The sequence below is a fragment of the Paenibacillus zanthoxyli JH29 genome (genome assembly GCF_000520715.1).
Taxonomy (GTDB): domain Bacteria; phylum Bacillota; class Bacilli; order Paenibacillales; family Paenibacillaceae; genus Paenibacillus_AQ; species Paenibacillus_AQ zanthoxyli.
The window spans coordinates 11,899-36,802 of the sequence record NZ_ASSD01000197.1 but is presented as its reverse complement, the minus strand read 5'-3'; the positions used below and the strand labels follow the sequence as shown (position 1 = coordinate 36,802).

The 24,904-nt window shown below is 52.7% G+C and carries 25 protein-coding genes; 7 read left to right on the top strand and 18 right to left on the bottom strand.

From position 1 onward, the window contains the following. The 3 genes from L691_RS0107790 to L691_RS28245 all read right to left on the bottom strand — a co-directional run. The coding region (locus tag L691_RS0107790; RefSeq protein ID WP_025689818.1) for a DEAD/DEAH box helicase at window positions 1-1,901 on the bottom strand (1,901 nt) is incomplete at its 3' end. Next, on the bottom strand, window positions 1,898-3,217 hold the full coding sequence (locus tag L691_RS0107785) for an ATP-binding protein (protein ID WP_025689817.1): 1,320 nt from the start codon (window positions 3,215-3,217) through the stop codon (window positions 1,898-1,900). The genes L691_RS0107785 and L691_RS0107790, both read right to left, overlap by 4 nt. An 8-nt stretch (window positions 3,218-3,225) precedes the next feature. Beyond that, complete coding sequence (locus L691_RS28245; protein WP_198022997.1) at window positions 3,226-4,887, bottom strand: TerB N-terminal domain-containing protein; 1,662 nt, start codon at window positions 4,885-4,887, stop codon at window positions 3,226-3,228. 158 nt (window positions 4,888-5,045) lie between these two features. Between L691_RS28245 and L691_RS0107775 the strand changes: the two genes are divergently transcribed. Then, complete coding sequence (locus L691_RS0107775; RefSeq protein WP_025689814.1) at window positions 5,046-5,879, top strand: alpha/beta fold hydrolase; 834 nt, start codon at window positions 5,046-5,048, stop codon at window positions 5,877-5,879. 22 nt (window positions 5,880-5,901) lie between these two features. Here L691_RS0107775 and L691_RS0107770 read toward each other — a convergent pair whose 3' ends face one another. After that, window positions 5,902-7,137, bottom strand: a complete 1,236-nt coding sequence (locus L691_RS0107770; RefSeq protein ID WP_198022998.1) for an MFS transporter — start codon at window positions 7,135-7,137, stop codon at window positions 5,902-5,904. Window positions 7,138-7,197: 60 nt separating this feature from the next. After that, window positions 7,198-7,932, bottom strand: coding sequence for a DUF1836 domain-containing protein (locus tag L691_RS0107765; RefSeq protein ID WP_025689812.1), 735 nt, complete (start codon window positions 7,930-7,932; stop codon window positions 7,198-7,200). Window positions 7,933-8,078: 146 nt separating this feature from the next. On the opposite strand from L691_RS0107765, the gene L691_RS0107760 reads away from it, so the two are divergent. Beyond that, window positions 8,079-9,407: a hemolysin family protein gene (locus tag L691_RS0107760; protein WP_025689811.1), complete on the top strand. Its 1,329-nt coding sequence runs from the start codon at window positions 8,079-8,081 to the stop codon at window positions 9,405-9,407. Window positions 9,408-9,565: 158 nt separating this feature from the next. Here the strand turns inward: L691_RS0107760 and L691_RS0107755 are convergent, their stop codons facing one another. From L691_RS0107755 to L691_RS0107745, 3 genes are read right to left on the bottom strand one after another with little or no spacing between them, the layout of a single operon-like run. Further along, complete coding sequence (locus L691_RS0107755) at window positions 9,566-10,093, bottom strand: GNAT family N-acetyltransferase (RefSeq protein WP_051459327.1); 528 nt, start codon at window positions 10,091-10,093, stop codon at window positions 9,566-9,568. 35 nt (window positions 10,094-10,128) lie between these two features. Then, window positions 10,129-10,536 carry a GNAT family N-acetyltransferase gene (locus L691_RS0107750; RefSeq protein WP_232229128.1) on the bottom strand — a complete coding sequence of 136 codons (408 nt, stop codon included), beginning with the start codon at window positions 10,534-10,536 and terminating at the stop codon, window positions 10,129-10,131. A 50-nt stretch (window positions 10,537-10,586) separates the two neighbouring features. Next, complete coding sequence (locus tag L691_RS0107745; protein WP_025689807.1) at window positions 10,587-10,940, bottom strand: VOC family protein; 354 nt, start codon at window positions 10,938-10,940, stop codon at window positions 10,587-10,589. A gap of 159 nt (window positions 10,941-11,099) precedes the next feature. Here L691_RS0107745 and L691_RS0107740 point away from each other — a divergent pair, with 159 nt between their 5' ends. Further along, complete coding sequence (locus L691_RS0107740; RefSeq protein ID WP_025689806.1) at window positions 11,100-12,446, top strand: TrkH family potassium uptake protein; 1,347 nt, start codon at window positions 11,100-11,102, stop codon at window positions 12,444-12,446. Between the two features lie 149 nt (window positions 12,447-12,595). Here L691_RS0107740 and L691_RS0107735 read toward each other — a convergent pair whose 3' ends face one another. Then, window positions 12,596-12,871, bottom strand: a complete 276-nt coding sequence (locus L691_RS0107735) for a hypothetical protein (protein WP_025689804.1) — start codon at window positions 12,869-12,871, stop codon at window positions 12,596-12,598. A gap of 193 nt (window positions 12,872-13,064) precedes the next feature. Between L691_RS0107735 and L691_RS0107730 the strand changes: the two genes are divergently transcribed. The 3 genes from L691_RS0107730 to L691_RS0107720 all read left to right on the top strand — a co-directional run bounded on the left by L691_RS0107730 (window position 13,065) and on the right by L691_RS0107720 (window position 15,979). Continuing rightward, complete coding sequence (locus L691_RS0107730) at window positions 13,065-14,297, top strand: aminopeptidase (protein WP_025689802.1); 1,233 nt, start codon at window positions 13,065-13,067, stop codon at window positions 14,295-14,297. A gap of 17 nt (window positions 14,298-14,314) precedes the next feature. Then, a complete protein-coding gene (locus L691_RS0107725; RefSeq protein WP_025689800.1) occupies window positions 14,315-15,541 on the top strand; it encodes an aminopeptidase in 1,227 nt (408 codons plus the stop codon). A 258-nt stretch (window positions 15,542-15,799) separates the two neighbouring features. Beyond that, window positions 15,800-15,979 carry a hypothetical protein gene (locus L691_RS0107720; RefSeq protein WP_025689798.1) on the top strand — a complete coding sequence of 60 codons (180 nt, stop codon included), beginning with the start codon at window positions 15,800-15,802 and terminating at the stop codon, window positions 15,977-15,979. Window positions 15,980-16,074: 95 nt separating this feature from the next. Here L691_RS0107720 and L691_RS0107715 read toward each other — a convergent pair whose 3' ends face one another. The 7 genes from L691_RS0107715 to L691_RS0107685 all read right to left on the bottom strand — a co-directional run bounded on the left by L691_RS0107715 (window position 16,075) and on the right by L691_RS0107685 (window position 21,900). Next, window positions 16,075-16,770, bottom strand: coding sequence for an AlkZ-related protein (locus L691_RS0107715; protein WP_025689797.1), 696 nt, complete (start codon window positions 16,768-16,770; stop codon window positions 16,075-16,077). A 28-nt stretch (window positions 16,771-16,798) separates the two neighbouring features. Further along, window positions 16,799-17,368, bottom strand: a complete 570-nt coding sequence (locus L691_RS0107710) for a TetR/AcrR family transcriptional regulator (protein ID WP_025689795.1) — start codon at window positions 17,366-17,368, stop codon at window positions 16,799-16,801. A gap of 19 nt (window positions 17,369-17,387) precedes the next feature. Continuing rightward, on the bottom strand, window positions 17,388-18,095 hold the full coding sequence (locus tag L691_RS0107705) for an MBL fold metallo-hydrolase (protein ID WP_025689794.1): 708 nt from the start codon (window positions 18,093-18,095) through the stop codon (window positions 17,388-17,390). 129 nt (window positions 18,096-18,224) lie between these two features. After that, complete coding sequence (gene pstB, locus L691_RS0107700) at window positions 18,225-19,025, bottom strand: phosphate ABC transporter ATP-binding protein PstB (protein WP_025689793.1); 801 nt, start codon at window positions 19,023-19,025, stop codon at window positions 18,225-18,227. 17 nt (window positions 19,026-19,042) lie between these two features. After that, window positions 19,043-19,939, bottom strand: a complete 897-nt coding sequence (pstA, locus tag L691_RS0107695; protein ID WP_025689792.1) for a phosphate ABC transporter permease PstA — start codon at window positions 19,937-19,939, stop codon at window positions 19,043-19,045. Next, complete coding sequence (gene pstC, locus L691_RS0107690; protein WP_025689791.1) at window positions 19,939-20,841, bottom strand: phosphate ABC transporter permease subunit PstC; 903 nt, start codon at window positions 20,839-20,841, stop codon at window positions 19,939-19,941. Before pstC ends, pstA begins: the two co-directional genes overlap by 1 nt. Window positions 20,842-20,949: 108 nt before the next feature. Beyond that, a complete protein-coding gene (locus L691_RS0107685) occupies window positions 20,950-21,900 on the bottom strand; it encodes a phosphate ABC transporter substrate-binding protein (RefSeq protein ID WP_025689789.1) in 951 nt (316 codons plus the stop codon). A gap of 205 nt (window positions 21,901-22,105) precedes the next feature. Here L691_RS0107685 and L691_RS0107680 point away from each other — a divergent pair, with 205 nt between their 5' ends. Then, window positions 22,106-22,990: a LysR family transcriptional regulator gene (locus tag L691_RS0107680; protein WP_025689788.1), complete on the top strand. Its 885-nt coding sequence runs from the start codon at window positions 22,106-22,108 to the stop codon at window positions 22,988-22,990. A 20-nt stretch (window positions 22,991-23,010) separates the two neighbouring features. Here L691_RS0107680 and L691_RS0107675 read toward each other — a convergent pair whose 3' ends face one another. Together L691_RS0107675 and L691_RS0107670 are read right to left on the bottom strand one after the other, a co-directional pair. Then, window positions 23,011-23,847 carry a class I SAM-dependent methyltransferase gene (locus L691_RS0107675; protein ID WP_025689787.1) on the bottom strand — a complete coding sequence of 279 codons (837 nt, stop codon included), beginning with the start codon at window positions 23,845-23,847 and terminating at the stop codon, window positions 23,011-23,013. Between the two features lie 61 nt (window positions 23,848-23,908). Further along, window positions 23,909-24,856: a DMT family transporter gene (locus L691_RS0107670; RefSeq protein WP_025689786.1), complete on the bottom strand. Its 948-nt coding sequence runs from the start codon at window positions 24,854-24,856 to the stop codon at window positions 23,909-23,911. Window positions 24,857-24,904 lie beyond the last annotated feature (48 nt).

The following is a 24,904-nucleotide window of genomic DNA, read 5'->3' as shown; positions in this document are numbered from 1 at the left end:
TCCAGCGTGCGGAACGTCCGGCTGCCCGCCCAGGGCAGAATGAACAGCGAATCGCCGCCCGCCGGAAGCACGGAGCGCTGAAGCAGCCCGCTCTCCCGCGCCAGCCGCCTTGCCCGTTCGAGCCGGGCCGCCGCTCTCGGCGCGAGGTACGGGTACAGCGCCGTATCGCCAAGAATGTCCCGGATTTTGGTCATAATCCGGGTATGCACATCGCCGCCCGCGCCAAGCCACAGCGTATCGACTTTGCCGCGCGAAGCCTTCACATATACCGCCTTGTGACGGTTATCGACCTCTTCCACCTTCCACAGCTTGCCAGCCAGCGTGAAGCAGTAACCCGGCGGCGGCACGGTTGTAATTGAGCCGATTTCCTCTGTTCCGTTATATACGACATGCTCCTCATCGTCCTTGAAGACAGCCAGAAAGCGGAAATTGTTGACGATTTTCTCTCCAGCAAGCCCGATCAACAGACTGCCTTCGTCCATTTGCTCAATCTGCCCCATTCCAAGCTGGTAAGCCATAAAGGCTTCATAATCCTCTTCGTTGACCCCTTCAAAAGAAGGCAGTGAGAGAACGGCATCGCGCAGGTCCTCCGGCTCTGCCTCGCCCATGCTCTTCAGGATGCTCATCGTCTGATGGTACAGCAGCCCGACCGGCATTTGCCGGACCATCAGCGGCTCGACCCATCTCTCCCTCACATACAGCTCGATAACGGCGATTGCCCGGAGCAGCGTCCAGGGCATGCGCGCCGGCAGCTGCGCTTCCTCGTCTTCTTCCTCCGGCGTGACGAACATCATCTCCGCGGCGGCGTCGCCCCGCCGACCCGAGCGGCCCAGCCGCTGCACGAAGCTGGAGCAGCTGTAAGGCGCTCCGAGCTGCATGACCCGCTCCAGCTCGCCGAGATCGATGCCCAGCTCCAGCGTGAGCGTCGCTGCGGCAACCGCCGCACCGGGGCCCTCGCGTAGCGCGGCCTCGGCCTCCTCCCGCAGCATCGCGGAAATGCTGCCGTGGTGGACGTGGAACACGTCCGGCTCCTGGCGCTTCGCCGCGATGCGCCTCATTTCAAGGATTGCCGTTTCCGCATCGGTTCGGCTGTTGGTGAAGACGAGCGCTTTTTTGAGCCGGGTATGGTCGTAAATATAGTCATAATACGCCTTGCGGGCAAGCTCCAGCGCTTCGGACTGCTTCTCATCCCTCGCATCGGGAAAAGAAAAATGCTCAACGCTCAACCGAAGCTTCCTCCCGCCCTGCGGCGCGGATACCTGCACCTGCTCCCGCGTGCCTGCGGCAAGCCAGCGCGTGGCGGTGCCATAATCGCTGAGCGTAGCGGACAGCCCGATTCGGCGCGGCGAACAGCCCGCCATACGGGAGATCCTTGCCAGAAGGCTGAGCACCTGAATTCCCCGGTCGGCGCCCATAAAGGCATGCACTTCGTCAATAATGACAAAGCGCAGATCGCCAAACAGCGCCGGAATGGCATTCGGACGGTTCATCAGCAGGCCTTCCAGCGACTCGGGGGTAATCTGAAGCACACCGGAGGGATTCTTCATCAGCTTCGTCTTCTCGGCCTGCGGCACATCGCCATGCCAATGCCAGACAGGAATACCGCCCTCCAGCAGCAGGTCGTTCAGCCGGGCAAACTGGTCGTTGATGAGCGCCTTGAGCGGGGCGATATATAGTATCCCTACTGAAGAAGAGGGATTCTCGTGAAGTTCCGTTAGCGCAGGGAAAAAAGCCGCCTCCGTCTTGCCGGATGCAGTTCCTGATGCAATGAGCAGATGATCAGGCGATTCCAGCAGCACCCGGCAGGCGTCCACCTGCGCTTCGCGGAGCGTCTCCCAGCGGTTTTTATAAATAAACTCCTTAATAAACGGCGCAAGCCGGTAAAATGGGTTATCGCTCATAGCTCAAACTCTGCCAGCAGATCGTCCAGCGATGGGTCCTTGCCTTCATCGGATTTGCCGGACCGTTCTCCGACTAGGCTCGTAAAAGAGGCTTCCGGATTGCCGTGCAGCGTATGCAGCAGATCCATAAAATCACGTACGAGCTCGCGGGGCGTCAGAAGCTCATCCGCTCCGAGCCTCGACGTGGCTTCCTCCATAAAATGTACGAGCTGATCGTCAGTCAAGCCGGGGGCATAGCCGTAATGCAGCGCATGAATATCCCGCAGCCGTTGCAGCAGCACTAGAATCTCCTCGGAAGACAGCATATCGAGCGGAATGATCGGCCCCGAGAAATTACTCGGAGCGGCGGCTCCGTACCGTCCGGCCACAAGCCTGGATCGCAGCGCCTCGTAGCTGAACAGCCCCCGGCGGTGATCCTCGACAAATTGCGGCGTTCCGCCAAGAAATATCCCCAGATGCTCCGCCTTGCCCTGCATCGTGTCATTGAACATGGTGAGCAGCTTCTCATAATTGCTCTGCCTGGATACGCTGTTCGTGATCTTGTACAGGTTGACCCCTTCATCGATGAACAGCAGCAGCCCTTTGTAGCCGATGGCTGCGGAAAATTCCGCCCACAGCTTCATATAGTCGTACCAGTTGTCGTCATCGATAATGACGCCGACGCCCAGCGCCTTGCGGGATTCCGTGCGTGTGGTAAATTCGCCGCGAAGCCAGCGCAGCGCCTCCTGCTTAAGGTCTTCGTCTCCGAGCTTATGGCCGTTCCAGTATGCCGCCAGCACCTTGGCGAAGTCGAAGCCGTGCACAAGACTGCGCATATCCGATGCGACGGCATAAATTTCTTTCTCGACTTCGGCGGCAAAAGCCGGATTCCCGGGGTCCATTCCCTGTTCCTGCATAATCTTCTGCTGAAGAGAAGAAATCCATTTCTGGAGCACGGCTTCCAGCGCTCCGCCGTCCGGGCGGGTGCGGGTCGATAAGTGGCTCATCAGTTCCTTATAAGTAGCCAGGCCTTGTCCCTTGGTGCCAACGAGTCTGCGCTCGGGAGACAGGTCCGCGTCGGCGACCGCGAAGCCGCGGTCCATCGCATAGTTGCGGATCATTTGCAGCAAAAAGCTTTTGCCGCTGCCGTATTTGCCCGTAATGAGCTTGAAGGCGGCTCCACCATCGGCAATGTTGTCAAGGTCGTGCAGAATCGATTCGATCTCCGCGCGGCGGCCGACGGCAACATGCTCCAGTCCGATTCTTGGAACAACGCCTGCCGTAAGGGAATTGACCAGCGCCGTTGTCATTCTTTTTGGGATTTTAAGTTCGTTCATTTCGGGTCTCACCTCTTAAAAAAGTGCAGCATGGATGCGTATTCGGGCGAGAGCTCCTCGCCGTCGATTAGCAGGTCGCCAAGCAAATCCATTGCGATTTCGTTAATTTCGTCAATCAGCAGGTCAGGCAGCGCCGCGTGGGCGGCGGCTAATCTGTGCAGCGCAGCCGGACCTTCCGGTCCGGAGAGAGCCAGTACAGCTTCACGCTGCAAAGGACTGAGCGCGTCGGCCAATGATTCCCATTCGTTTCCATCCGCTGAGGTCGTATTCTGAGGTTCGCCAAATGGTGCAAGCACTTCGGCAACTGTCCCGCTGCCCTCAGGGATACTTGTCGCGATCTCACTCGCTGCCCCGCTTCCTAATGCTTGAAGCTCCTCATCCGGCTCTTCCACCGTCAGCAGTTGACGGACGACATCCGAGTCGCTGCGCAGCTGTTCCAGCCTGTCCTGATCTATGACAATGTCCGGCCCTTTCTCTTCCCGCTGCGCGTTGCGGAATTCCCGTTCAAGGAATTTGCCGACAAGTTCCTCGATTTCTTTATCCATAGAAATTCCCTTCAGGCGGCCCCGAAAGTCCATCAGCGCGCGGAGCTTATTCTCCGTAAGCCGGAACAACCGGGTAACCAGGCTGCGCAGCGGCGGCGATTTGCTGATGCGGACGACAGGTACGAGGACGGAATAACCGTACAGGGAAATATCGTAGACGGCGCTGCGGAATAAGTAGCGCTCCCTTGTCACCGGAGGGCCCGGGGGGAACATTTCAAGCAGCGAGGTGCCGTGCTTGCGCTTCACATAGGCGTCGATTAGGGCCACTACTTTTGGAACAAAGCGTTCCAGCGCTTGGTTTCCGGGACCTGTATAGAACTTCGATTTGGTGATATCATAGTCCGACATCAAGGACAGCGCGGGTAAAGTCAGCTGCTCTGTCGCGGACGTAAGGCAGCGCGCCAGCTCCAGCTCCGCGAGGTCACCGCCCAGCCCCTTGGCCCGGACGACAATTTCCCGCAGCGGAATATCCAATTCGTGGATAAAGGAGAAATCCGCAATCCAGCCGCCAAGATAGTGATCCAGACGTTTGAAGGTGCCCCGGTAAGCTTCCCATAACCCGGATAGCTGTTCATAGCCGTCCAGCGGTGTATCCCAGCCGACACCATTGATCAGCTCATATACATGCAGAAAAATATAAGACAGATCCGTTTCGGGATAACGGCCTTGCCGGACTTCATTCCGCCAATAAAAGTACCATTTCGTCTGTGGACCAGTCATATGCCCGTAGGTTGGCCAGTAGCTCTTGAACTTGACGAATTCCGCCGATGCCTCGGTGTAATCGGCCAGCTCTCTTGCGCGCTCTACGAATTGGCATTCCGTCGTGGCCGGCCGGGGTTCGCCCTCTTTTGAAGATACATTCTCGTCTCTTCGGGGTACAGCCGCACCTGTACGTCCGCTTCGCTTCTCTTCGCGGCGCCCGGGAAGCTCCAAATCCCACAGCTTCAGCTGCTCGGGTCTCTCAGTCAGACTCCGGCTTTTTTTCGCCAAGCTCCGGTTCTTGTCCGCCTCGGCTGCACGTTTCGCCTCTTCCGCCCGAAAGTCTTCACGCGAAGGCACCGCCATATTTTTTTCATCGCCTTCCCAGATTAACTCCGAGAAATGCGGCTTGTCGTCATAGCTCATCGATCCATCCCGCTCCATTGCCGGCAGTCCAAGGACCGCCTATGTAGTTCCTCCCATTATATCATGAATTATATGATATGCTTCCTATCATGGGAACATTTATTCGGATTATAATAAATGGCAGTAATAAAATTAAGACCAATAGAGGAATGATGGATATGAAAAAAACAAAAATTTACAGAAACATGGCGAAGCCAAAGAGCGTCGATCTGTTTTATTTTGATACCAGAACCGATGGGCCAACGATTCTATGTCTTCATGGAAGATGGGGTCGGGCAGAAACCTGGATTGATTTTATAGAGCACTATGGGCAGCAGTATAGAATTATCGCACCGGACCAAAGAGGACACGGACTAAGCGGTAAGCCTATATCAAAATATACGGCTGAAGAAATGGCGGAGGACATGATTGAGCTACTAGATTTTTTAAAGATAGAATCAGCCATCGTGGTAGGTCATTCAATGGGCGGACGTGTGGCTGGGTATTTAACAGCGTTATATCCGAAGTATGTAAAAGCATTAGCTATACTTGACAGATCCGCATCTGGACCAGCCAATCCAAACACGCCGCCGTTAGATCAAATCCCAGCCACTGATCCTTTGACCAAAGATTGGCCATTACCATTTTCCAGCTTAACTGAAGCCCAGGATTTTATTCGGCAAGCCATGGATTCGAATGTGAATTATCAATATTTCATGAATAGTTTGACTGAAACGGTTGAGGGATATCAGATGATGTTCAGCTCTCAGGCTATGGCTGCCGGTATGGCGTATGATGTAAGCTGGTTCCATCTATTACCGGGCATCAAGTGTCCGGTGTTGTTAATCAGGGCAAAAGGCAACGATGCAGTATCTGACGAAGATTTTGTTAAAATGCAATCACTAATCCCAAATTGCCTTGCCTATGAAGTATCACATCCCGACCACAATGTGCATTTAGGAAACAAAGAAGAGTTTTATGGATACTTCGATGAATTTTTGAAAAAAGTATAAGTTTCACTCACTTGATCTAGACCTACATCAGCTCTGTTCCCTTCGTTTCCTTGCCGAGAAGCAACACAGCTATGGCGCCTACGATAATCGTAGCGAAGAACAGCAGGAAAATGGACGAAATACCGACGGACTGTCCAACAAGGACTCCGACGAGCAGCGGAGCAATGATGCCGCCGATCCGGCCAAAAGACGCGGCCATTCCGACCCCCGTCGAGCGGACAGCCGTCGGATACAGCTCCGGTGTGTAGGCATACATTCCGCCCCATGCGCCCAGATTGAAGAATGACAGGCAGATCCCTGCGGCAATCAGCATCCCCTCGGATGAGGCGAAGCCGAACCAGGCCGCGCTGACAGCAGTAAAGAACAAGTAGACGACAAGCACGAATTTACGCCCGAACTTCTCAATGAAATAAGCGGCGGTAAAATAACCGGGAAGCTGCGCCAGCGTCATAATCAGCGTGTATTCGAAGCTTCGGACAAGGCTGAAGCCTTTTAGCACCATTACCGACGGCAGCCATAGAAACATCCCATAATAAGAAAAGACGACCGTAAACCATAATATCCAGAGCATAACGGTTGACTTCCGGTAATCCGCAGACCATACCGAAGCGAACCGCGCCTTGAACGGAACGGGCGCCTTGCGGATGCCTGCAAACCGGGGAGAATCGTCGATGGCCCGCCGGAGATAAAGGGCATACAGGACCGGAACCGCTCCGATTACGAGTGCCAGCCGCCAGCCGTATGACGGGATAACGAAATAAGCGATCAGCGCGGAAGCAATCCAGCCCAGCGCCCAGAAGCTTTCGAGCAGAACGACCGCCCGGCCTCTCTCGTTAGGCTCAACGCTCTCTGAAACGAGCGTGGAAGCGACGGGCAGCTCGCCGCCAAGCCCGAAGCCTGCAATGAAACGCAGCACACACAGTATGGCAAACCCTGCGGCCAGAGCCGACAACCCGGTGGCTGCGGAGAAGATGACCAGCGTCCAGAGCAAAATATTTTTCCGTCCAAATCTGTCAGCCAGTATGCCCGCAGTTGCCGCGCCCATAGCCATTCCGAGCGAGTTGATGCTGGTCAGCAGGCCGATTTGCTCCGATCTAAGACTCCACTCCTTGGCAAGCGCCGCAACGACAAAAGAAATCATGCCGACGTCCATCGCGTCGAACATCCAGCTTAGACCCGCGCTGAAGAGCAGCTTGCGCTGCTTAGGGTTGTTTAGCAATCTATTTGCTCCCACTTTATAGTCCCCTCTATGTTCCATCTGCGTAATTGTATATAATCTTTCCCTGTTTCGATTGAAACCCATCCATTGATAGCAGCATTAGAAATCCAAAAACAGGGAGGCATTAAAATACTGCTTGGCGAGCGTCTGAAAATAACAGGCCTGAACCGAGATCGCCGCGACTAATAGCGAGTTTCGCACGGTTTCTCTTTGAGGACGGTTTAGGTGAGATAGCCGTTTTACTGCCGTTTCAGCCGCATGGGCTAATTTTTCGCTCCCCAAGGGCTTGTCCTGTTGGTGTTCGGCGCTGTTCCTGTTCTCTTCGAACAATGAGGCATATGCGCCATATAATTGAACAGGCTCAAGCAGATCGTCATCATCCCGTTCCGGCTCCAGGAACAGCTTGCGGAAGAGCTGGTTAATGCTTCGGAAGTCGAGCGAAGATTTCAGATCGTCAATCATGAACAGCATAGCCGCCTGGTTGATCGAATACTTTTTCCCTTCAAGGGGCGCGCCCAGATATTCTTTGAAATCGCGTTTGACCCAGTTTTGCATAGCTGTAATGGAAATTGTGGAATACTCTATTAGCGCTCCGAGCGCGGCAATTTCCTGAAGGGACAGACCTTTGGCCTTCCCGCCTTTGATTATTTTTTGCAAAATAGAAGGAATATTTGTGGACAAGAATGCGTTAAGCGATGCTCCTTCTCTCATCTCTCGTTGATGAAGCTTGGTCCACGCTTCCTGCAAAATATGCAGCGGAGTGTGGCCGGACGTTCCGGTAATCGAAAGCAGAAGCGAGGACATCTCCACTCGGGTTAATGTGAAGGATTCCATTGCCGTCAGCCCTCCTTTAGTCATGGACTTCATAATTTAATGCAGGAGATTTGAAAAATGACCGAAAAGTTCGTAAAATAAGTTCATATGAACTCGTAATACGAGTATAACCTATTTTACGAAGGAAAGGGATGGTACCTAATTATATGGGTATAGGACTTAGTTTGACGTTGGTGGCCGTTTTGATTGTTTTTACCGCTTTTTTTGTAGCTACGGAATTTGCAGTTGTGCGGCTGCGGGGAAGCCGGATCAGCCAAATGGTGCTAGAAGGACGTAAGAATGCGGTTGCTGTTCAAAAGGTTGCCGCCAATCTGGACGGATATCTGTCCGCCTGCCAGCTTGGCATCACCATCACTGCCTTAGGGATTGGTGCTCTGGCGGAGCCTGCTTTTGAGCAGCTGCTCTATCCGTTCTTCCACTGGGCCGGTATCGGCAGCGAATTTAGCCATGTCCTGTCGTTCGTGCTTGCCTTCTTTATTGCGACATTCCTGCATGTCGTTATAGGCGAGCTCGCACCGAAGACCGCAGCCATCAACAAAGCCGAAGAAATCAGTCTGTTGACCGCCAAACCGATTATCTGGTTCTATCGCATCCTGTTTCCTCTCATCTGGCTGCTTAACGGTTCTGCCAATCTTCTCGTTCGCCTGTTCGGGATGAAACCGGCCAGCGAGCACGAAGAGGCGCACTCGGAGGAAGAAATCCGTCTGATTCTGTCCGAGAGCTATGAGAGCGGCAAGATCAACAAAGCCGAATACGGCTATGTCAACCGCATTTTCGCGTTTGACGAAATGCTGGCCCGTGAAATCATGGTTCCGCGTACCGATATGATCTGCCTTTATACTAACAACTCTCTTCAAGAGAATCTGGATATTATCCGAAAAGAACAGTATACCCGTTTTCCAGTTGCGGATGGCAATAAGGACAACATCGTCGGGATAATCAATACGAAGCAGCTGTATCTCAAATATGACAATAATCCCGGCTTCCATTTCAAAGACCTTATTCTCCCTGTCATGACCGTTTCCGAGGTTACGCCTGTTAAGACGCTCTTGACGCGCATGCAGAGGGAGCAAGTGCATATCGCTCTCCTGCTTGACGAATATGGAGGTACCTCCGGACTGATTACGATTGAGGACATCCTGGAAGAGATCGTCGGCGAGATTCGGGATGAATTTGACGCTGATGAACGCAAAAATGTGGAAAAGCTTGGCGAATCCCATTACTTGGTTGACGGAAAAGTATCTCTTCCCGAGGTGCGCGAGCTGACCGGCCTCGATCTTGACGATGACGAAGTGACCACGATCGGCGGATGGCTGTACAGCCATCTTGAAGAGCCTGCTGTCGGCAAAGAAATCACTGAGGGGGACACCACGCTTATCGTCCGTGAAATGAACCGTCACCGCATCCGCAAGGTGGAAATCGCGGTTCGGTCAAATCACGAGGAGACAGAGACAATGGAGGAATCTCTCACGTAATAAGTCTGATTCAGCGTTCTAGCAGGCAATGACAATGCGGCCCGTTCTCGCTTTAGAGGGGGCCGCATTTTTTGTTAGTCCCGCATGATCCTTTCATCCGATATCAGCAGGCCGGTCGTCAATCCTTCTGCTTCCGGGTTGCCGGTGAGCCGCCCATCCTATGTATTCTCCTGTGCAGCGAAGCCGATAATTTTGCTCATATAGAGTTCATCCACCCAATCGCCGTCTACTTTAAGCGACTTCACTTTGGTTCCTTCAGCGGTAAAGCCGCATTTGGTGTACAAGGCAATGGCCCGCTCGTTATGCTTCATTACCGTAAGCTCCAGCCGAACGAGACCGCTCTCCTCCGCCCAGGCTATTAGCTTCCGCAGCAGTCCGCTGCCAACACCCATTCCTTGATAGCGCTTCAGCAGTCCGATTACAAGATAAGCGCTGTGACGATTGCGGTTTGCAGTGCCTCCTCTGGCTAAAACATAGCCCGCCAGCTGTCCGTCCACTTCCGCCCCGATCAGAGTTGAGGTCTTGGAGCTGGTCAACCCTTCGATCATTTCCCTAACCTGCTGAAGGCCGGTTTGCCGCTCGCCCGGCTCTAACAGCATAAAGGCTGTTTCTTTATCCAGGCTGTGCTGCAGACGAAGAAGCTCCTCGGCATCGCCGGGAACCAGTTCCCTGAAAGTCACTTCCACCAGTGTACACTTCCCATCGTTTAATCATCTGTTATTTAAAGATATTTCTTAAAAAGCTTGCTTCCTTCCCCATCATAGCCGAGCGCGGTGTAAAGAACATGGGCTTCCTCTCTTCGGGAAGCACTGGAGACCATGATTTTGAGCGCGCCGCGTTCAACTGCGGTCTGCTCGGCATGCCTCATTAAAGCCGCGCCGAAGCCTTTTCCCCGCACATCCGGCGACACGATCACCCTTTCAATAACAGCAAAAGGGCGGTTGCCGCTGAGCGCATCCATACAGAGATGCAGATGCACGGTGCCAATAATCCGGTTATCTTCCTCGCATACGAACAAGAAGCTATCCGGATTTGCTGCGATTTGGTTTAACCGCTCGGGCAAAACTTCAACACCCGGGTGATTCGGAAGCAGCAGACGGTACAGCGTCTCAACCCCGCGGGCGTCCACCGGTACGGCTTCCCTGATGATAGAGCTTTTTCCATTAACAAAAAGACCTCCTAGCTGCGGCAGATCATCAGCACATTACCGTCCGGGTCTCTAAAGTTGAACCAATGATCATGCTCAATATCGGTCAGTATCTCGGCTCCGCTCTGCTTCACAAAGTCATAGGCGGCGTCTATATCGCCCGTATTCAGGTGAAATAGTGGCGTATTCAGCACACTTTCCATCGTGAAAATTTTGCTGTCAAGCACAATGGCGGGCCCATCCATCGGGATCACGAACAAATGTCCGAACAATATTTCATCATCAAGCGGCAAACCTAGAAGACGGCAATACCATTCTTTTGATCTCTCAATATCGCTGACCGGAACGAAAACAGCACCGATTTTGTTCAGGATGGGACTGTTCACCGTCATTACCCCCTTTGGAAGATGGGAATTGGATATTCCTAAAGTAACTTTCGATATATTGATGTCATTTCCTGCCGATTGCTTAGAGGAACCTGTTAATATTATGATATAATTTGTCACAATGCATGGACCAACATAATGTTACCGGGAGAATGTCTTATGGCCAATTTATCCTATGGCGGGCTGCGTCTGACTCCGCCCAAAATTCTTGCACTCGGCTTTATTCTGCTAATCAGCGCAGGCACTGTGCTGCTGTCTCTTCCCATTTCATCGGTGAACGGCCGTATCTCCTGGATCGACGCGCTGTTTATGGCTACTTCCGCTACATGCGTGACCGGGCTGGCCGTTATCGACACGGGTACGGGACTTACTACCTTCGGCCAGGTTGTGCTGCTCGTGCTGTTCCAGTTCGGGGGCCTTGGCTTCGTGACGATGGCAACGCTGGTTACGCTTGTTCTCAATAGGCGGATAACGCTTAAAGAGCGGCTGTTGCTGCAGGAGTCGATGAATCAGAACTCCATGCAGGGGATCGTACTCCTCATCCGCCGGGTCCTGATTTATTCGCTTGTGATCCAGCTTGCCGGAGCGTCCGTGCTGGCGCTCAGGTTTCTAAAGGACATGCCGGCGGGCAAAGCGATATACTATGGGATATTCCACAGCATTTCGATTTTTAACAATGCCGGCTTCGACCTTTTTGGCGATGTGCATGGACCGTTCAGCGGATTGACGCGGTATGTGGAAGATCCGGTGGTTAATATCACGGCGATCCTGCTTATTTTTCTGGGCGGCATCGGCTTTATTGTATTGTCCGACTTAATTGATTTCCGCAAACGGAGACGGCTTACCCTGCACTCCAAAGTGGTTCTGTCGACCTCGCTTATTCTGATCGCTGCCGGATCGGCATTATTTTTCTGGCTGGAGATTTATCATACGCTGAAGCCGCTGCATACGGGCGGAAAGGTTATGGCATCTTTCTTACAAGCTCTAACTCCCCGTTCCGGCGGGGTCACGACTATTGATATATATAAGCTTAGAGAATCCACTCAATTCCTGATTATTCTATTGATGTTCATCGGCGCGGCCCCGGGCTCGACCGGCGGGGGAATCAAGCTTACGACATTCGCCCTGCTCATCGCCGCTGTGTACTCGCGTATTCGCGGTAAAGAGGATGTTGTTCTGTTCCGCCACCGTCTACCCAAAGAGAACGTCTACCGGGCCATAACCATGACTCTGCTCTCCCTGCTCCTTGTGGTGAGCGCGACGATGCTCCTGTCCATTACCGAGAAAGCGGATTTTCTTACCGTCATGTTTGAGGCGGTGTCCGCGTTTGGAACGTCCGGGCTTACCATGGGTCTGACAACGGAGCTTACGACCGCCGGGAAGATTCTCGTCATTATTCTTATGTTCATGGGACGGACCGGACCGCTGACGCTGGCTTATGCCCTTAGGCCGACCAAAGGCAAGGAGCTGTACCGCCATCCCGAAGGACATATTATGATCGGATAGCAAGAAGAAACGGCTTTGCCGTCCTATTTGGGACGGTACCTTTTCTCGTAGAAATATAAGAGCATAAGATAAAGCGCGAAGCTTATACTTTCTTATATTTTAAAATGCGGACGGCGGGCGAACCGCCGTTTTTTCTTTTGCTTGCCTGCTTAATGTAGCCCTGAGTCCTCCGCGTCCAGAGCCGCATCCAGCAGTTGATCGAACAGCTCGTCATCTTCCTCCAGCCTAGCATCCAGCTCTAGGAACTGCTCCTCGCTGCCGGACTTGTCCGCAAAGCTCAGGCTGTAATCCCATTCTTTGCCCTTTTTGCTGAAGAACGTAATTTCATAGCGGACCGCGTGGCCCTCCAGGGTGAATACGGTCCTTCCCACATAATTTCCGTCCTCATCGCGGCGCATGGCCGCTTCCGTAATGACTACGCTCATGCAGCTTCCTTCCTTTCATTCGTTCGGGAATCCTAAGCCGTCCTTGGCGAGAGCTTCGAAATCCTCTTTCAGTATATCATTGTAGCCCGCCTAAATCCCGTTTTACAGCCCTAATTGACTTTTTTCATCCGGCGGTTAATAATTTAGTACAATACTCTATAAGTTTAATTTGGAAATAGATGGAGGATATGTTATGAGTGATTTTGAAGCAAAACTCTCCAAATACGCCGATCTAGCCGTGAAAATAGGCGTAAACGTGCAGCCAGGGCAGGCATTGGTCGTAAATGCGCCTATAACCGCAGCGGAGTTCGTCCGTCTGATTGCAGCCAAGGCGTACGAGGCAGGCGCCAGCCAGGTTAAAGTGAACTGGAGCGACGAACGGATTACCCGTCTGCAATTCGAACACGCCGCGCCGGAGATCTTCTCCAAAGCGCCGACCTGGTATGCCGGTGAGATTACCGAATTTGCCGAGAACGGTGCGGCTGTATTGTCAGTCATCGCCGAAGATCCGGATGCGCTGAAAGGGATTGACCCGGTGCGGATTGCCGAATATCAGAAGACTCGCGGAGCCGCCTTGTCCAAATACCGCGAATTTATCATGTCGGATAAAATAAGCTGGAGCATCGTCGCCATTCCTTCTCAGGCTTGGGCCGACAAGGTGTTTCCTGACGTTCCTGCCGAAGAACGGGTAAACAAGCTGTGGGACGCGATTTTCCATACCGTGCGTCTGGACCGTGAAGACCCCGTAGCAGCCTGGCAGGAACATCTTAACACGCTGGAAGAGAAGGCGACCGTACTGAATGCCAAGAAATACAAAAAGCTTCATTATGTCGCTCCGGGCACGGACCTGACCATCGAGCTGCCGGAAGGCCATTTATGGGCGCAAGGGGACAGCATTAACGAGAACGGCCACACCTTCGTCGCCAACATGCCTACAGAAGAAGTATTCACGGCACCGCTGAAGACCGGCGTCAACGGGACCGTCCGCAGCACGAAGCCGCTGAGCCACGGCGGGAATATTATCGACGGCTTCACGCTCACCTTCGAGAATGGAAAGATTGTCTCGGTTTCGGCCGAGAAGGGTCAGGACACGCTGGAGCATTTGATCAACTTGGACGAAGGTGCCAAATACTTGGGCGAAGTGGCGCTGGTCCCCCATCATTCCCCTATTTCGGAATCGAATATTTTATATTACAACACCTTGTTTGATGAAAATGCTTCGAACCATCTCGCGATCGGTACCGCGTACGCGTTCTGTCTGGAAGGCGGCAAGAGCATGACGCAAGAGCAGCTTGAAGAGCGCGGTCTCAACTCAAGTGTCACGCATGTCGACTTTATGATCGGCTCTGCAGAGATGAACATATTCGGCGTCACGAATGACGGAACGGAAGAACCGGTATTTCTGAACGGGAATTGGGCGTTTTAATCGAGGAGGGTCGGTATTTGGATTTTAAGCAAAAGCTGGAGAACTACGCGCTGCTTGCCGTAAAAGTCGGAGTCAACATACAGCCCGGACAGACGCTTGTTATCAATGCGGACATTGCATCAGCCGAACTGGTTCGCCTGGTCGTCCGCAAAGCTTATGAAGCGGGCGCCAAGCTGGTCAAGGTCAATTATTCGGATGAAGTCGTGACGCGGACGCGCTACGACCTGGCTCCTGAGGAATCCTTCTTGGAGCCTCCGAAGTGGTTCGCGGATGAGATGGAGGATCTTGCGCAGAACAACGCTTGCTTCCTGACCATTATTTCGACGGACCCGGATCTGCTGAAGGGCGTCGATCCGGGCCGGATCAAGGCGTATCAGCGGGTGACGGCTGAAGCAATGGGAGGCTACCGTCAGCTGCTGATGAGCAATCACGCAAGCTGGAGCGGTGTCGCCTATCCTTCGGCCTCCTGGGCGGCGAAAGTATTTCCGGATGCTCCGGAGGAAGAGCGGATTAATCTGTTATGGGACGCGATATTCCGCGCGGTCCGCGCGGATGTGGAGAACCCGCTTGAAGCCTGGCAGCTGCACCTGGACGGGCTGAAGCACCGCTGCGACCAGTTGAATGAGCGCAAGTACCGCAAACTCCATTACACCGCACCGGGCACCGACTTGACTGTCGAGCTGCCTGAGGGCCATATTTGGTGCCAGGCCGGCGCGGTGAACGCACAAGGCGTTCCTTTTCTAGCGAATCTTCCGACGGAGGAGGTATTCTCGGTTCCGCACCGGGATGGGACGAATGGTACAGTCAGCAGCACCAAGCCGCTCAGCTATGCGGGAAACATCATCGACCGCTTTACCCTGACCTTTAAGGACGGCAAGGTGACGGACTATACCGCAGAGGTCGGGAACGATAAGCTGGAAGCGCTCCTGTCCATGGATGAAGGAGCAGTTTCCCTTGGCGAAGTGGCGCTGGTTCCCCACCGTTCCCCGATTTCGGAAAGCGGCATTCTGTATTACACGACCTTGTTCGACGAAAATGCCTCCTGCCATCTGGCGCTCGGCGGTTCATACGCCTTCACTCTGGAGGGCGGCACGGCTCTTGCGAAGGAGCAGCTCGCCGAGCGCGGGATGAATCAGAGCCTTATTCACGTTGATTTCATGATGGGTTCACCCGAGATGAACATTGACGGTATTACGGAGGACGGCACGGCCGAGCCGATCTTCCGGAATGGCGGATGGGCGTAATATAGTTCCGTAACTGCGATTATAGAGTCGAAGGTTAGAAGCTTCGCATAAACGGGCGTAGCCCGGTTCCCCCTCTAAAGAGAGGGCAGGAACCGGGCTATTTGCGTGCCTGCACGATCAGAAAATGAGGATTCTTCATCAGGGGTTCATTCAATCAGTCAAATTTTGTTCAATATATAGACACAAATTTGTTGATTTTAGTTCACAAAGATGTCACAATAGAGCTGTGGAAATCATAATCCCAAGGAGGCGGTTACAATGATGAAAGATCCGCATTCAAGTGAGGTCGAACACGTTAACGTCGATGAACAGGATACCAAGCCCATTTACGAGAATCGCGTTAAAGCCGCCAATGCGGTTAAATACACCGCTTATGTCATGTTGTTCCTGGGTTTCCTGTACTTTTTGGTTGCTTTTATTCTCCCGATGTTCGAATAACTGTCCTTCTCTCCACCAAACAATTCGAAACCGCTTACGGCTAATCCCGGATCTCCTTTGCGGAGCGGAGAATCAGCCGTTTTATTTTGTCTTGTTTATTTTGTTTTAGCCCATAATTTTTGAATCCATGCCGCCGCTTCCGGCGACCAGACCGATTCGATCCGGGCATTCAGCCAAGCTATGGCTTCTTCCTTGTCCCCGGCGAACGGTTCGATTCCGCTCTCCCGCATCCAATTCGCGGCTGTCTCAAACGATGTGCTGTTCCAGCCGTTTTTGTCCCCAGCGGCATTAAGCCGCGGGCGAACGCCGGAAATGACGATATCCACGGAGCCTTGCAGCTCGTTTAAGGCATTGTCGAAGGCGGTCTTTTTCTCTTTGGCTTTCATGTCCGCTTCTGAGCGAAGCTGACGCGTCTCAATGCCCTCTTTTGCCTTAATGATTTCCAGAACTGTTAGCGCTTCTCTGCCGGACAAACCGCGGTCATACCGTTCTTTCAACGAAAGGGAACTTCCCAATGCGGCGGCAAAATAGGGAAACCATTCCCTGGCGACAAGCACCGCTTTTTTCTTCATGAACTTGCCGTAAGCTGCTTTACCCTCTCCCGGAAACCGAACCCGCCACTGCCATGGATCAAGCTCCGTGTCCGTATGCCAATCTTCTTCTCTCGTTAGTCCCTTAAGTGAAGGATGCTCCGGAATAAGCGGCGCAAGCGGCAGTATTCCGATGTTTGCAATAAGTTCAGCGGCTTCGTCAAATGTAAAAGGCGCTGCCGCTTTTACTTCATGGAACATGATCGTCATCTCCTTATGCTATCTACGTTTACTCTCTGAAGCGGTCAATGCCCGCCAGAAAAGCATGAATAGTGGCGGACAGGCTGACGCTTACGTCAAGCGGAATGCCGAAGCCTCCCTTTTGTTCCAGCGATGCGAAGCCATGCAAAATACTGCGAAGTCCTCTTACGGCATGCAGTTCCCCTTCATCGCTCAGCTTGTATGGCGCAAGTACGCTGATAATCAGCTTCAGCACATATCCCGCTTCTTCGTTAAGCTCGGCGTTATTCGCATCCGGAGCTTCTAGAGTCATCTCATACAATCCGGGATGCTTTTTGGCAAATTCGGCGTAGCCCTTCCCCATCGCCAGCACCGCTTCGCTGCCGCTTAATCCCCGCGATGCTGATGACATCGCCTCATATAGCTGCTTCAGGCCATACACCGCGAGCAGCGAACGCAGTTCTGCTTGACCGTTAATATGATTATACAATGAAGGGGGACGAACACCCAGTCTGGCGGCAAGAGCGGCAAGGGTTACCCCCTCCATTCCGTATTCGTCGGCAATTTGCGCAGCTTCTATTACAATTTTATCGCGGTCAAGGCCCACTCTTGGCGACATGATTCACCCTCCGTTACTCTTATGAAATCTGTTGTTCAGCTTTGGCAATAGCGGCGCGCAGCCGCTCACCGGGTTGTTTAAGCAAATTACCATGCCCCACCGCCAGAAGCGAGGGGTTCAGCTTCTCTATTTTCACAGCGCTCTCAAGCGCGGCTTCTTTATTCCACGTTGCCATCGCCGGAAAAGGGAATAGCGGAACGACCACACTAGTTACAGCTACACTGCGGAAAGTCTGCAGCGCGTCACCCGCGATAACGGCCCCGTTCCTGCGGTCGAAAAATGACATCGAGCCTGGAGTATGCCCTGGCGTGGAAACAGCCGTCAGCGAACCGATCTCGTCGCCATCGCTAATCAATTGATCGGGAATGCTGGTTACTTTCTTGGGAACCGCGCCGCGAATCGGAGTTTCCGGCTCACCTGGCCGCAGTGAACGGTCGCCGCGCAGCAGCGCTGCGTCTCTCTCAGATATATACAGGCTCACCTGCGGGAGCCGCTTCTTCAATGCATCCACAGCTCCGACGTGATCATCATGGGCATGGGTTAGTACGATTCGGGCAAGGGGCTTGCGAAGCGATTCCGCGGTGCGGAGAATGCCTTCCAGACTGAAAGGCATACCTGCATCAATCAGGGTCAGGTCGTTGTCTTCCTCTACAATATAGCAGTTTACCGGAAATAGACGCGGCATCCAAGTCAGTTGAAGCAATTGGCCGATGCGTGTTACTCTCATTTGATCCCCTCCAAAAACTAATGGTATTAGTCATAGTTTAAACTAATACCATTAGTTAAGCAACTGTTATTTCCCCCTGCTCCGTAAAAGAAAAAAACACCGCCCTCCAAGGCAGTGTTCTTCGTCGCATCAGCCGAAACGGCCCATGATATATTCCTGAGTCATCGTATTTTCCGGATTTGTAAATACTTTTTCCGTCATTCCGTATTCAATCAGCTGGCCGAGATAAAAATAAGCCGTAAAATCGGAAATTCGCGCCGCCTGCTGCATATTATGGGTAACAATAACAATGCGCAGCTGCTCTTTCAATTCTTTAATCAGCTCTTCGACCTTTCCGGTGGAAACCGGGTCAAGCGCTGAGGCAGGCTCGTCAAGCAGCAAAATTTGCGGATTAACCGACAGCGCCCGCGCAATGCAGAGCCGCTGCTGCTGGCCGCCGGAGAGCGCCAAGGCGGATTCCTTCAGGCGGTCCTTAACTTCGTCCCACAATGCGGCGCGGCGCAGACTGCTTTCGACGATTTCATCAAGAGCTTTCTTTCCCTTAACGCCATGGTACTTCGGACCAAATGCGATATTTTCGTAGATCGATTTATAGAAAGGATTCGGCTTCTGCCAGACCATGCCGATTTTTTGTCTAAGCTTAATTACATCCGTGCCTGAAGCGTTGATATCCACTCCGTCGATCCAGATGCTTCCTTTACTGGTCGATCCGGAAATCTCATCATTCATCCGGTTCAGCGACCGCAAAAAGGTGGATTTACCGCAGCCGGAAGGCCCGATCAATGCCGTTACCGATTTCTCAGGAAACGGCAGGCTGATGCCTTTTACCGCTTCGTACGTGCCGTAGTAAATACTTAAATTTTCAGTCCGGAAATCCCTCTCTGTCTTCGCTGGCTGCAAAATATGAGGTGCTGTAAGTGTCGCTTCCATATTTTTTCTCCTCCTGACTAATTCATTCTTCGCGATGCTGTCAACTTCCGGTAGATCAATCGGCCAAAATAGCGGGCGACCAGATTAAAGATCAGGACCGTGATAACCAAAACGGCCGAAGCTCCGGCGGCAATCTCCGCCGCATCGGGCGCGAGCCCTTCGCTGTTAATCTTCCAGATATGCACGGCCAGCGTCTCCGCCGGGCGGAAAGGATTCAGCGGCGAGGACGGACTCAGCGGATTCCAGTTGCCGAAATCCAGACGAGGGCTGCTCATCCCCGCCGTGAACATCAGGGCGGCGGCTTCGCCGAATACCCGGCCGGCGGACAGGATCGTTCCCGTAATGATTGCGGGCAGCGCCACAGGGAACAGAACAGTTGTAACGATTTTCCATTTAGACAGCCCGAGTGCGAACCCGGCTTCCTTCTGCTGAGAGGGTACGCTTCGGAACGCCTGCTCGGTAATCCGCACCATCAGCGGGAGGTTGAATACGGTCAGGGCCAGCGCCCCCGAAACCAGCGAGAAGCCGAGGCCAAAAATATTAACGATCAGCAGCAGACCGAACAGACCGACGACGATCGACGGGAAGGATGATAGAACCTCAACAATGAGGCGGATAAAGCCGGTGATTCTTCCCGGTCGCGCATATTCCGCCATATAAATACCTGCTCCAATGCCCAAAGGCACGGTGATCAGCAGTGTGAGGACCAGGAGGAACAACGAGTTAAACAGCTGCGGTCCTATACCGCCGCCCGCGCGTATTTTGCGCGGAGCCGATGTGAGGAAATCCCAGCTAATATGGCTTACTCCCCGAAATAAAATATATCCTAGCAGACCGGCCAATACGGCGACGATCAACAAAGCCAAAGTTACAATAACAAAGGTGGCGATCTTGTCGGCTGTTTTTGCTTTCATTAGATCGACCTCCTTTTCTCCAGCATGCGGACAACGAACACGAATAGGAACGTCATCAGCATGAGTACAAGCGCCATACTCCACAGCGCATTATTGTGCGGCGAACCCATTGTAGTATTACCCATACCCAGCGTTATGACGCTGGTCAGCGTAGATGCTGATTCAAATAAGGATGTGGGAATGAACGGAGCATTCCCGATAACCATCTGGACCGCAAGCGCTTCGCCGAAGGCACGGGCCATGCCCAGCACTACGCCGGTCATAATAGCGGGAAGCGTCGTCGGAATGATCACGCGGGCGATGGTCTGCCAGCGGGTTGCGCCAAGCGCAAATGAGGATTCCTTCAGATTCCGGGGAAGCGTAGACAGCGCATCCACCGCCACACTGGTAATCGTTGGCAAGATCATGACCGACAGCACGAGCGCACCAGCTGCAACGCCAATGCCTTGTCCAGGAAAGACATTCCGCAGAAACGGCACGATAACGCTGAGCCCCACAAAGCCGTATACGACGGAAGGAATACCCGACAGAAGTTCAATCACCGGCTGCAGCAGCTTTTTGCCCCATCCCGGTACGATTTCGGTCATGAATAGCGCGGCGCAAATGCTTAATGGACTAGCGATCAGCGCGGCCAAGAGAGTAGTGATAAAAGAGCCCGCGATAAACGGCAGCGCTCCAAAAGACGGATGATCCCCTTCGGGAGACCAGGTAGTACCGAAAAAGAAATCTGAAATGCTTACTTTATCGATAGCAAAGGTTGAAATCCCTCTAGACGTCACAAAATACACCATGGATACTATGGAGACAATTAACAGCAGCACACAAAAGGACATGTAGGAACGTCCGACAAGGTCTTCAATATGATGTTTTTCGATACGCGATTTGCTGCTCTGTACTCGCATAGTTTCATTGTTCTGCACTCGCATTTATGCCCCTTCTCTTTAAAGTGAAAAGAGAGGCAGAAGAATTCCGCCTCCGATTCTATGAAAATTGTTGCTTTAATTGTCTAATTACTTGTTCGTTACGGTGCCAGCGACATCGCGGGAAACCTGCATCTTGTTGGCTGGGATGTAGCCAAGCTCAGTTACGTCACCGTTCTGAACTTCATCAGTCAGGAAGTAGTCAAGGAAAGCTTTGACCGTCGCATTCGGTTCACCATTCGTGTACATATGCTCATATGCCCAGACCGGATATTTTCCGCTAACTACGTTGTCCACGGAAGGTTCAACTCCGTCGTAGTTCAAGGTTTTAACCGAATCGTCAAGGTAGGACAGGGCCAAGTACCCGATCGCTCCCGGCGTTTCGCCGATCATTTTCTTAACAGTACCCGAGGAATCCTCTTGGATGGAGCCCGGAAGATCTTCCGTCTTCGTGCCGAGTGCAAATTTCTCAAATGTAGCGCGTGTTCCAGAGCTTGCCGGACGGTTAATGATTTGGATCTTCTGATCCGCGCCGCCTACTTCTTTCCAGTTCGTGATTTTACCAGTAAAAATATCAACCAGCTGCTGCTTAGTCAGAGTGTCAACTCCGGCAGCCGGATGGGAAACGGCCGCAATCGCGACAACCGCCACCTGATGGTCAACGAGCGCTTTTGCTTTTTCCGCGTCTGCATCTTTCAGCTTCTCTTCCGCGAATACGTCGGAGTTGCCGATATCCACTTGTTTCTCAGCTACCTGTGTAAGACCTGTACCGCTGCCGCCGCCTTGTACTTGAATATCTACGCCGGCATTCTTTTCCATGAATTTCTCTGCGACCTGTTCCACCAAAGGCTGAAGAGCCGTGGAGCCGGAAGCGAGAATCGAACCGCTGACTTCTGCGCCGCTTGTCTCTGTAGGCGCGCTGCTGGCTCCTGTATTTCCTTCGTTAGCCGCTGTGTTATTTCCCCCATTATTTCCGCAAGCCGAAAGTGCAAGGACACTCGTTAAAGCAAGTGCCATGATCCAGGATTTTTTAGAGCGCATTATTGTTTGTCTCCTCCTACAGTTTGTGTTAATAATTAGGCTCGTTCGCCCTGACATGTTTAATTGTAAAATCCCTTCGTTAGTTAAACCGCCTACTTATGTAAAATGAACGATAAAAAAGGAAATAGAATATGTATAATGAAATAGAATTAATCTATAATATAAAGAGAAGGTTAGCGGATATTGTCAAATCAAAGGAGCTTCCATGAATATATTAAAGCTGCAAATCGTAGTTCTTATAGAAAAATATAAAAAAGTGACGGATGTTGCCGCAGAGCTTGGGCTGAAGCAGCCCACCGTTTCTTTTCACATGAAGTCGCTGGAGAATGAACTCGGCACCCCGCTGTTCCAGAGCCGAAGCGGACGCGTGCTGCTGACTGAAGCCGGTCATGCGCTTCATCAATATGCGGTCCGTATTGTTGCGCTGGCGTCCGAAGCCGAAAGAACGGTAAAGCAGGCCGACTCCCGCTCCAAGCTAAAGCTGTCTATCGGAGCATCGGCAATTTCGGCGGCGTATCTCCTCCCGACAGCTTTGTCCGGCTTAGCGGCAGAGCATCCTGAGACCGAAATTACGGTCGCCGAGGCGCAAAATCACATCTTACGCGAGCAGCTCAGGAGCCGCAAGCTTCAGCTTGCCGTTCTGCATGGCTATGAGCAGGCGGACGAATCTTTATATATGAGTAAAATTGCCGATGATGAGACAGTGCTTATCTATGCTCCAGGGCACCCATTAGAAAGCAAGGATACCCCCGATCCGGATGAAATCTCCCGGCAGCCGTGGATTCAGCATGCCCCGGGAAGCGGCGTGCGCGAATTTGCTGACCGTTGGGCCGGGTTAAATGGTGTGCGTTTGTGGAATAGGATGGAAATCGATAGCCCAGAGGCCGTTAAGCAATTGGTTATGCAAGGAAATGCGGTCGCCGTTTTTTCCAAAATCGGTATTGCAGCGGAGATCGAGTCGGGGAGCTTGCGATATCGTCCACTTTCAGGCATTTTGCCGGAGCGAGGCGGCTTTTATCTGGCGTGGCGTAAGGATTATGCGCTAACCGATATTCAGCAGGCTTTTGCGGACAGCTTGGTCCATAATTGAGCAACCTCTTAATTATTCGGCTAAAATTCCGGCTTCTCCGCCGTCAGCACAAACGTCTTCGGAATGCCCTTATCGAATACGTCCGAGGATAGATTCGGTTCTTCGACCAGCTTGCGGATATAGAGGCCGCATTCCGCGGCTGCGGTCACAATCTCGCCGAGCGTCCATTTACGCCAGAATACGGTACCCGTAATGTCCCTGCTTTCTCCGCCACTGGGCGAATATTTGGCATAGGACACCCGTTTCTCCTCAAGCGACGTATCGAAATAATCCCCCGTTACTTTATGCTTGCGGATTTTGGCCGTCGTACCCTTTGAAGAGATCAGCTTCGTCGACACGGGATGAAAATCCCGCAAGATGAACCGCCCTCCCGGAGCAAGCAGTGAATACACCGTGTCCATAAACGGCTTGAGATCGGTAAAGTAGTGCACGATTCCCAGCTCCGCAAAGACAATATCAAACGCTCCTCGGGGAACAGTTCCCGGCAGGTTCAATACATCGGAGACGATATAGTCCAGCCGAACTCCCGCAGCTTCCGCCAACTCGGAAGCATAACGCCCATTGCCTTCCGAGAAGTCGGCTACCGACACCTCGGCACCAAGCAGACCGAGCGCCACCGCTTTTACCCCGTTCGAGCCCATCAGGTTCATCATTTTCTTGCCGCCTACTTCTCCGAAATAGGCAAGAAGCGGCTGAAGCTTGGCGGAAGGATTATTCCGCAGCTTGGCCGCAGCTTCCTCCGGCGTTCCAAACCGGCTTATCCAAGCGCTGTATGTATCCTCGTTCCACAGCTCTTCGCTGACGGAGGAGGTTACCGCCGACTCGGGTTTATTGTCATCCTTGTAACTGTCGTACATCAAGTAAAAGCTCCTTTGCTTCAAATCTCATTATGTTAGGTTCCGGTGAACTCCCGCCGGTTCAAGAAGCGCTTTCCGGCAAAGACTCAAGTTCATGCGAAGGTCTATTACCCCGCTCTGCTTCCCGGGCCTCTTTCCGGCTGCCCATATACAAATAACAAGCGAGACCGCCGAGCACGAGCAGGCCGCCGGACCACTGAAGGCCGGACAATCGCTCTCCGAGCAGCAAATAGGCCAGAATGCAGGCCCCTACCGGTTCTCCTAGAATATTCATGGAGACGGTAGTGGCGGACGTATACTGCAGCAGCCAGTTGAACAGGATATGGCCAAATACAGTCGGTACGATCGCAAGCAGCGCGAAAATACCCCATTCTCTTGGCGGATAGTCAAAGAAAGCGATGCCGGCAGCCCAATTGTACAGAGCGAACACAGCTCCGGCGCTGATGAACACAATTAGGCTGTATAGGTAAGACGGCATCCGGGCTACCAGTTTTTTGCCAATGAGCAGATGGGCGGCTACCGCCACCGTTCCGAATATAGAGAGCAGGTCGCCTTTTAGGCTGTCCGAGGACAAGCCAATGTCACCCCACCCAATAAATACGACGCCTATGATCGCTACACCAAGACCAGATATTGCGGAGACCGCGCTGCGCTCCTTGTACAGAATATAGGACCCAATCATAATGAATACGGGCTCAAGCGCCATAATCATTGTAGAGCTGGCGACGGAAGTATACTCCAGCGAGCCCATCCACAGCAAAAAATGCAGAGCCAGCATGAAGCCGGAAGCTATTAGCAGCAGCCAGTCCTTTAAACGGAGGGACAATACCGTTCCACTGTACGGACGGACAAAGGGGAACATTAAAAGCGAAGTGAACAGCAGGCGGTACATTCCCTGAATGGAAGCCGGAGCTTGGGACCATTTGATAAATATGGCGGAAAATGAGATGGCTACAATCCCGATCAGCATGAGCAGCGGTACGGGGATTGGCGGTTTTTTCGTATTCATGATGAGTTGTTCCTTTCCGGCGCGTCAAATTGATGTAGAGCACTTCTG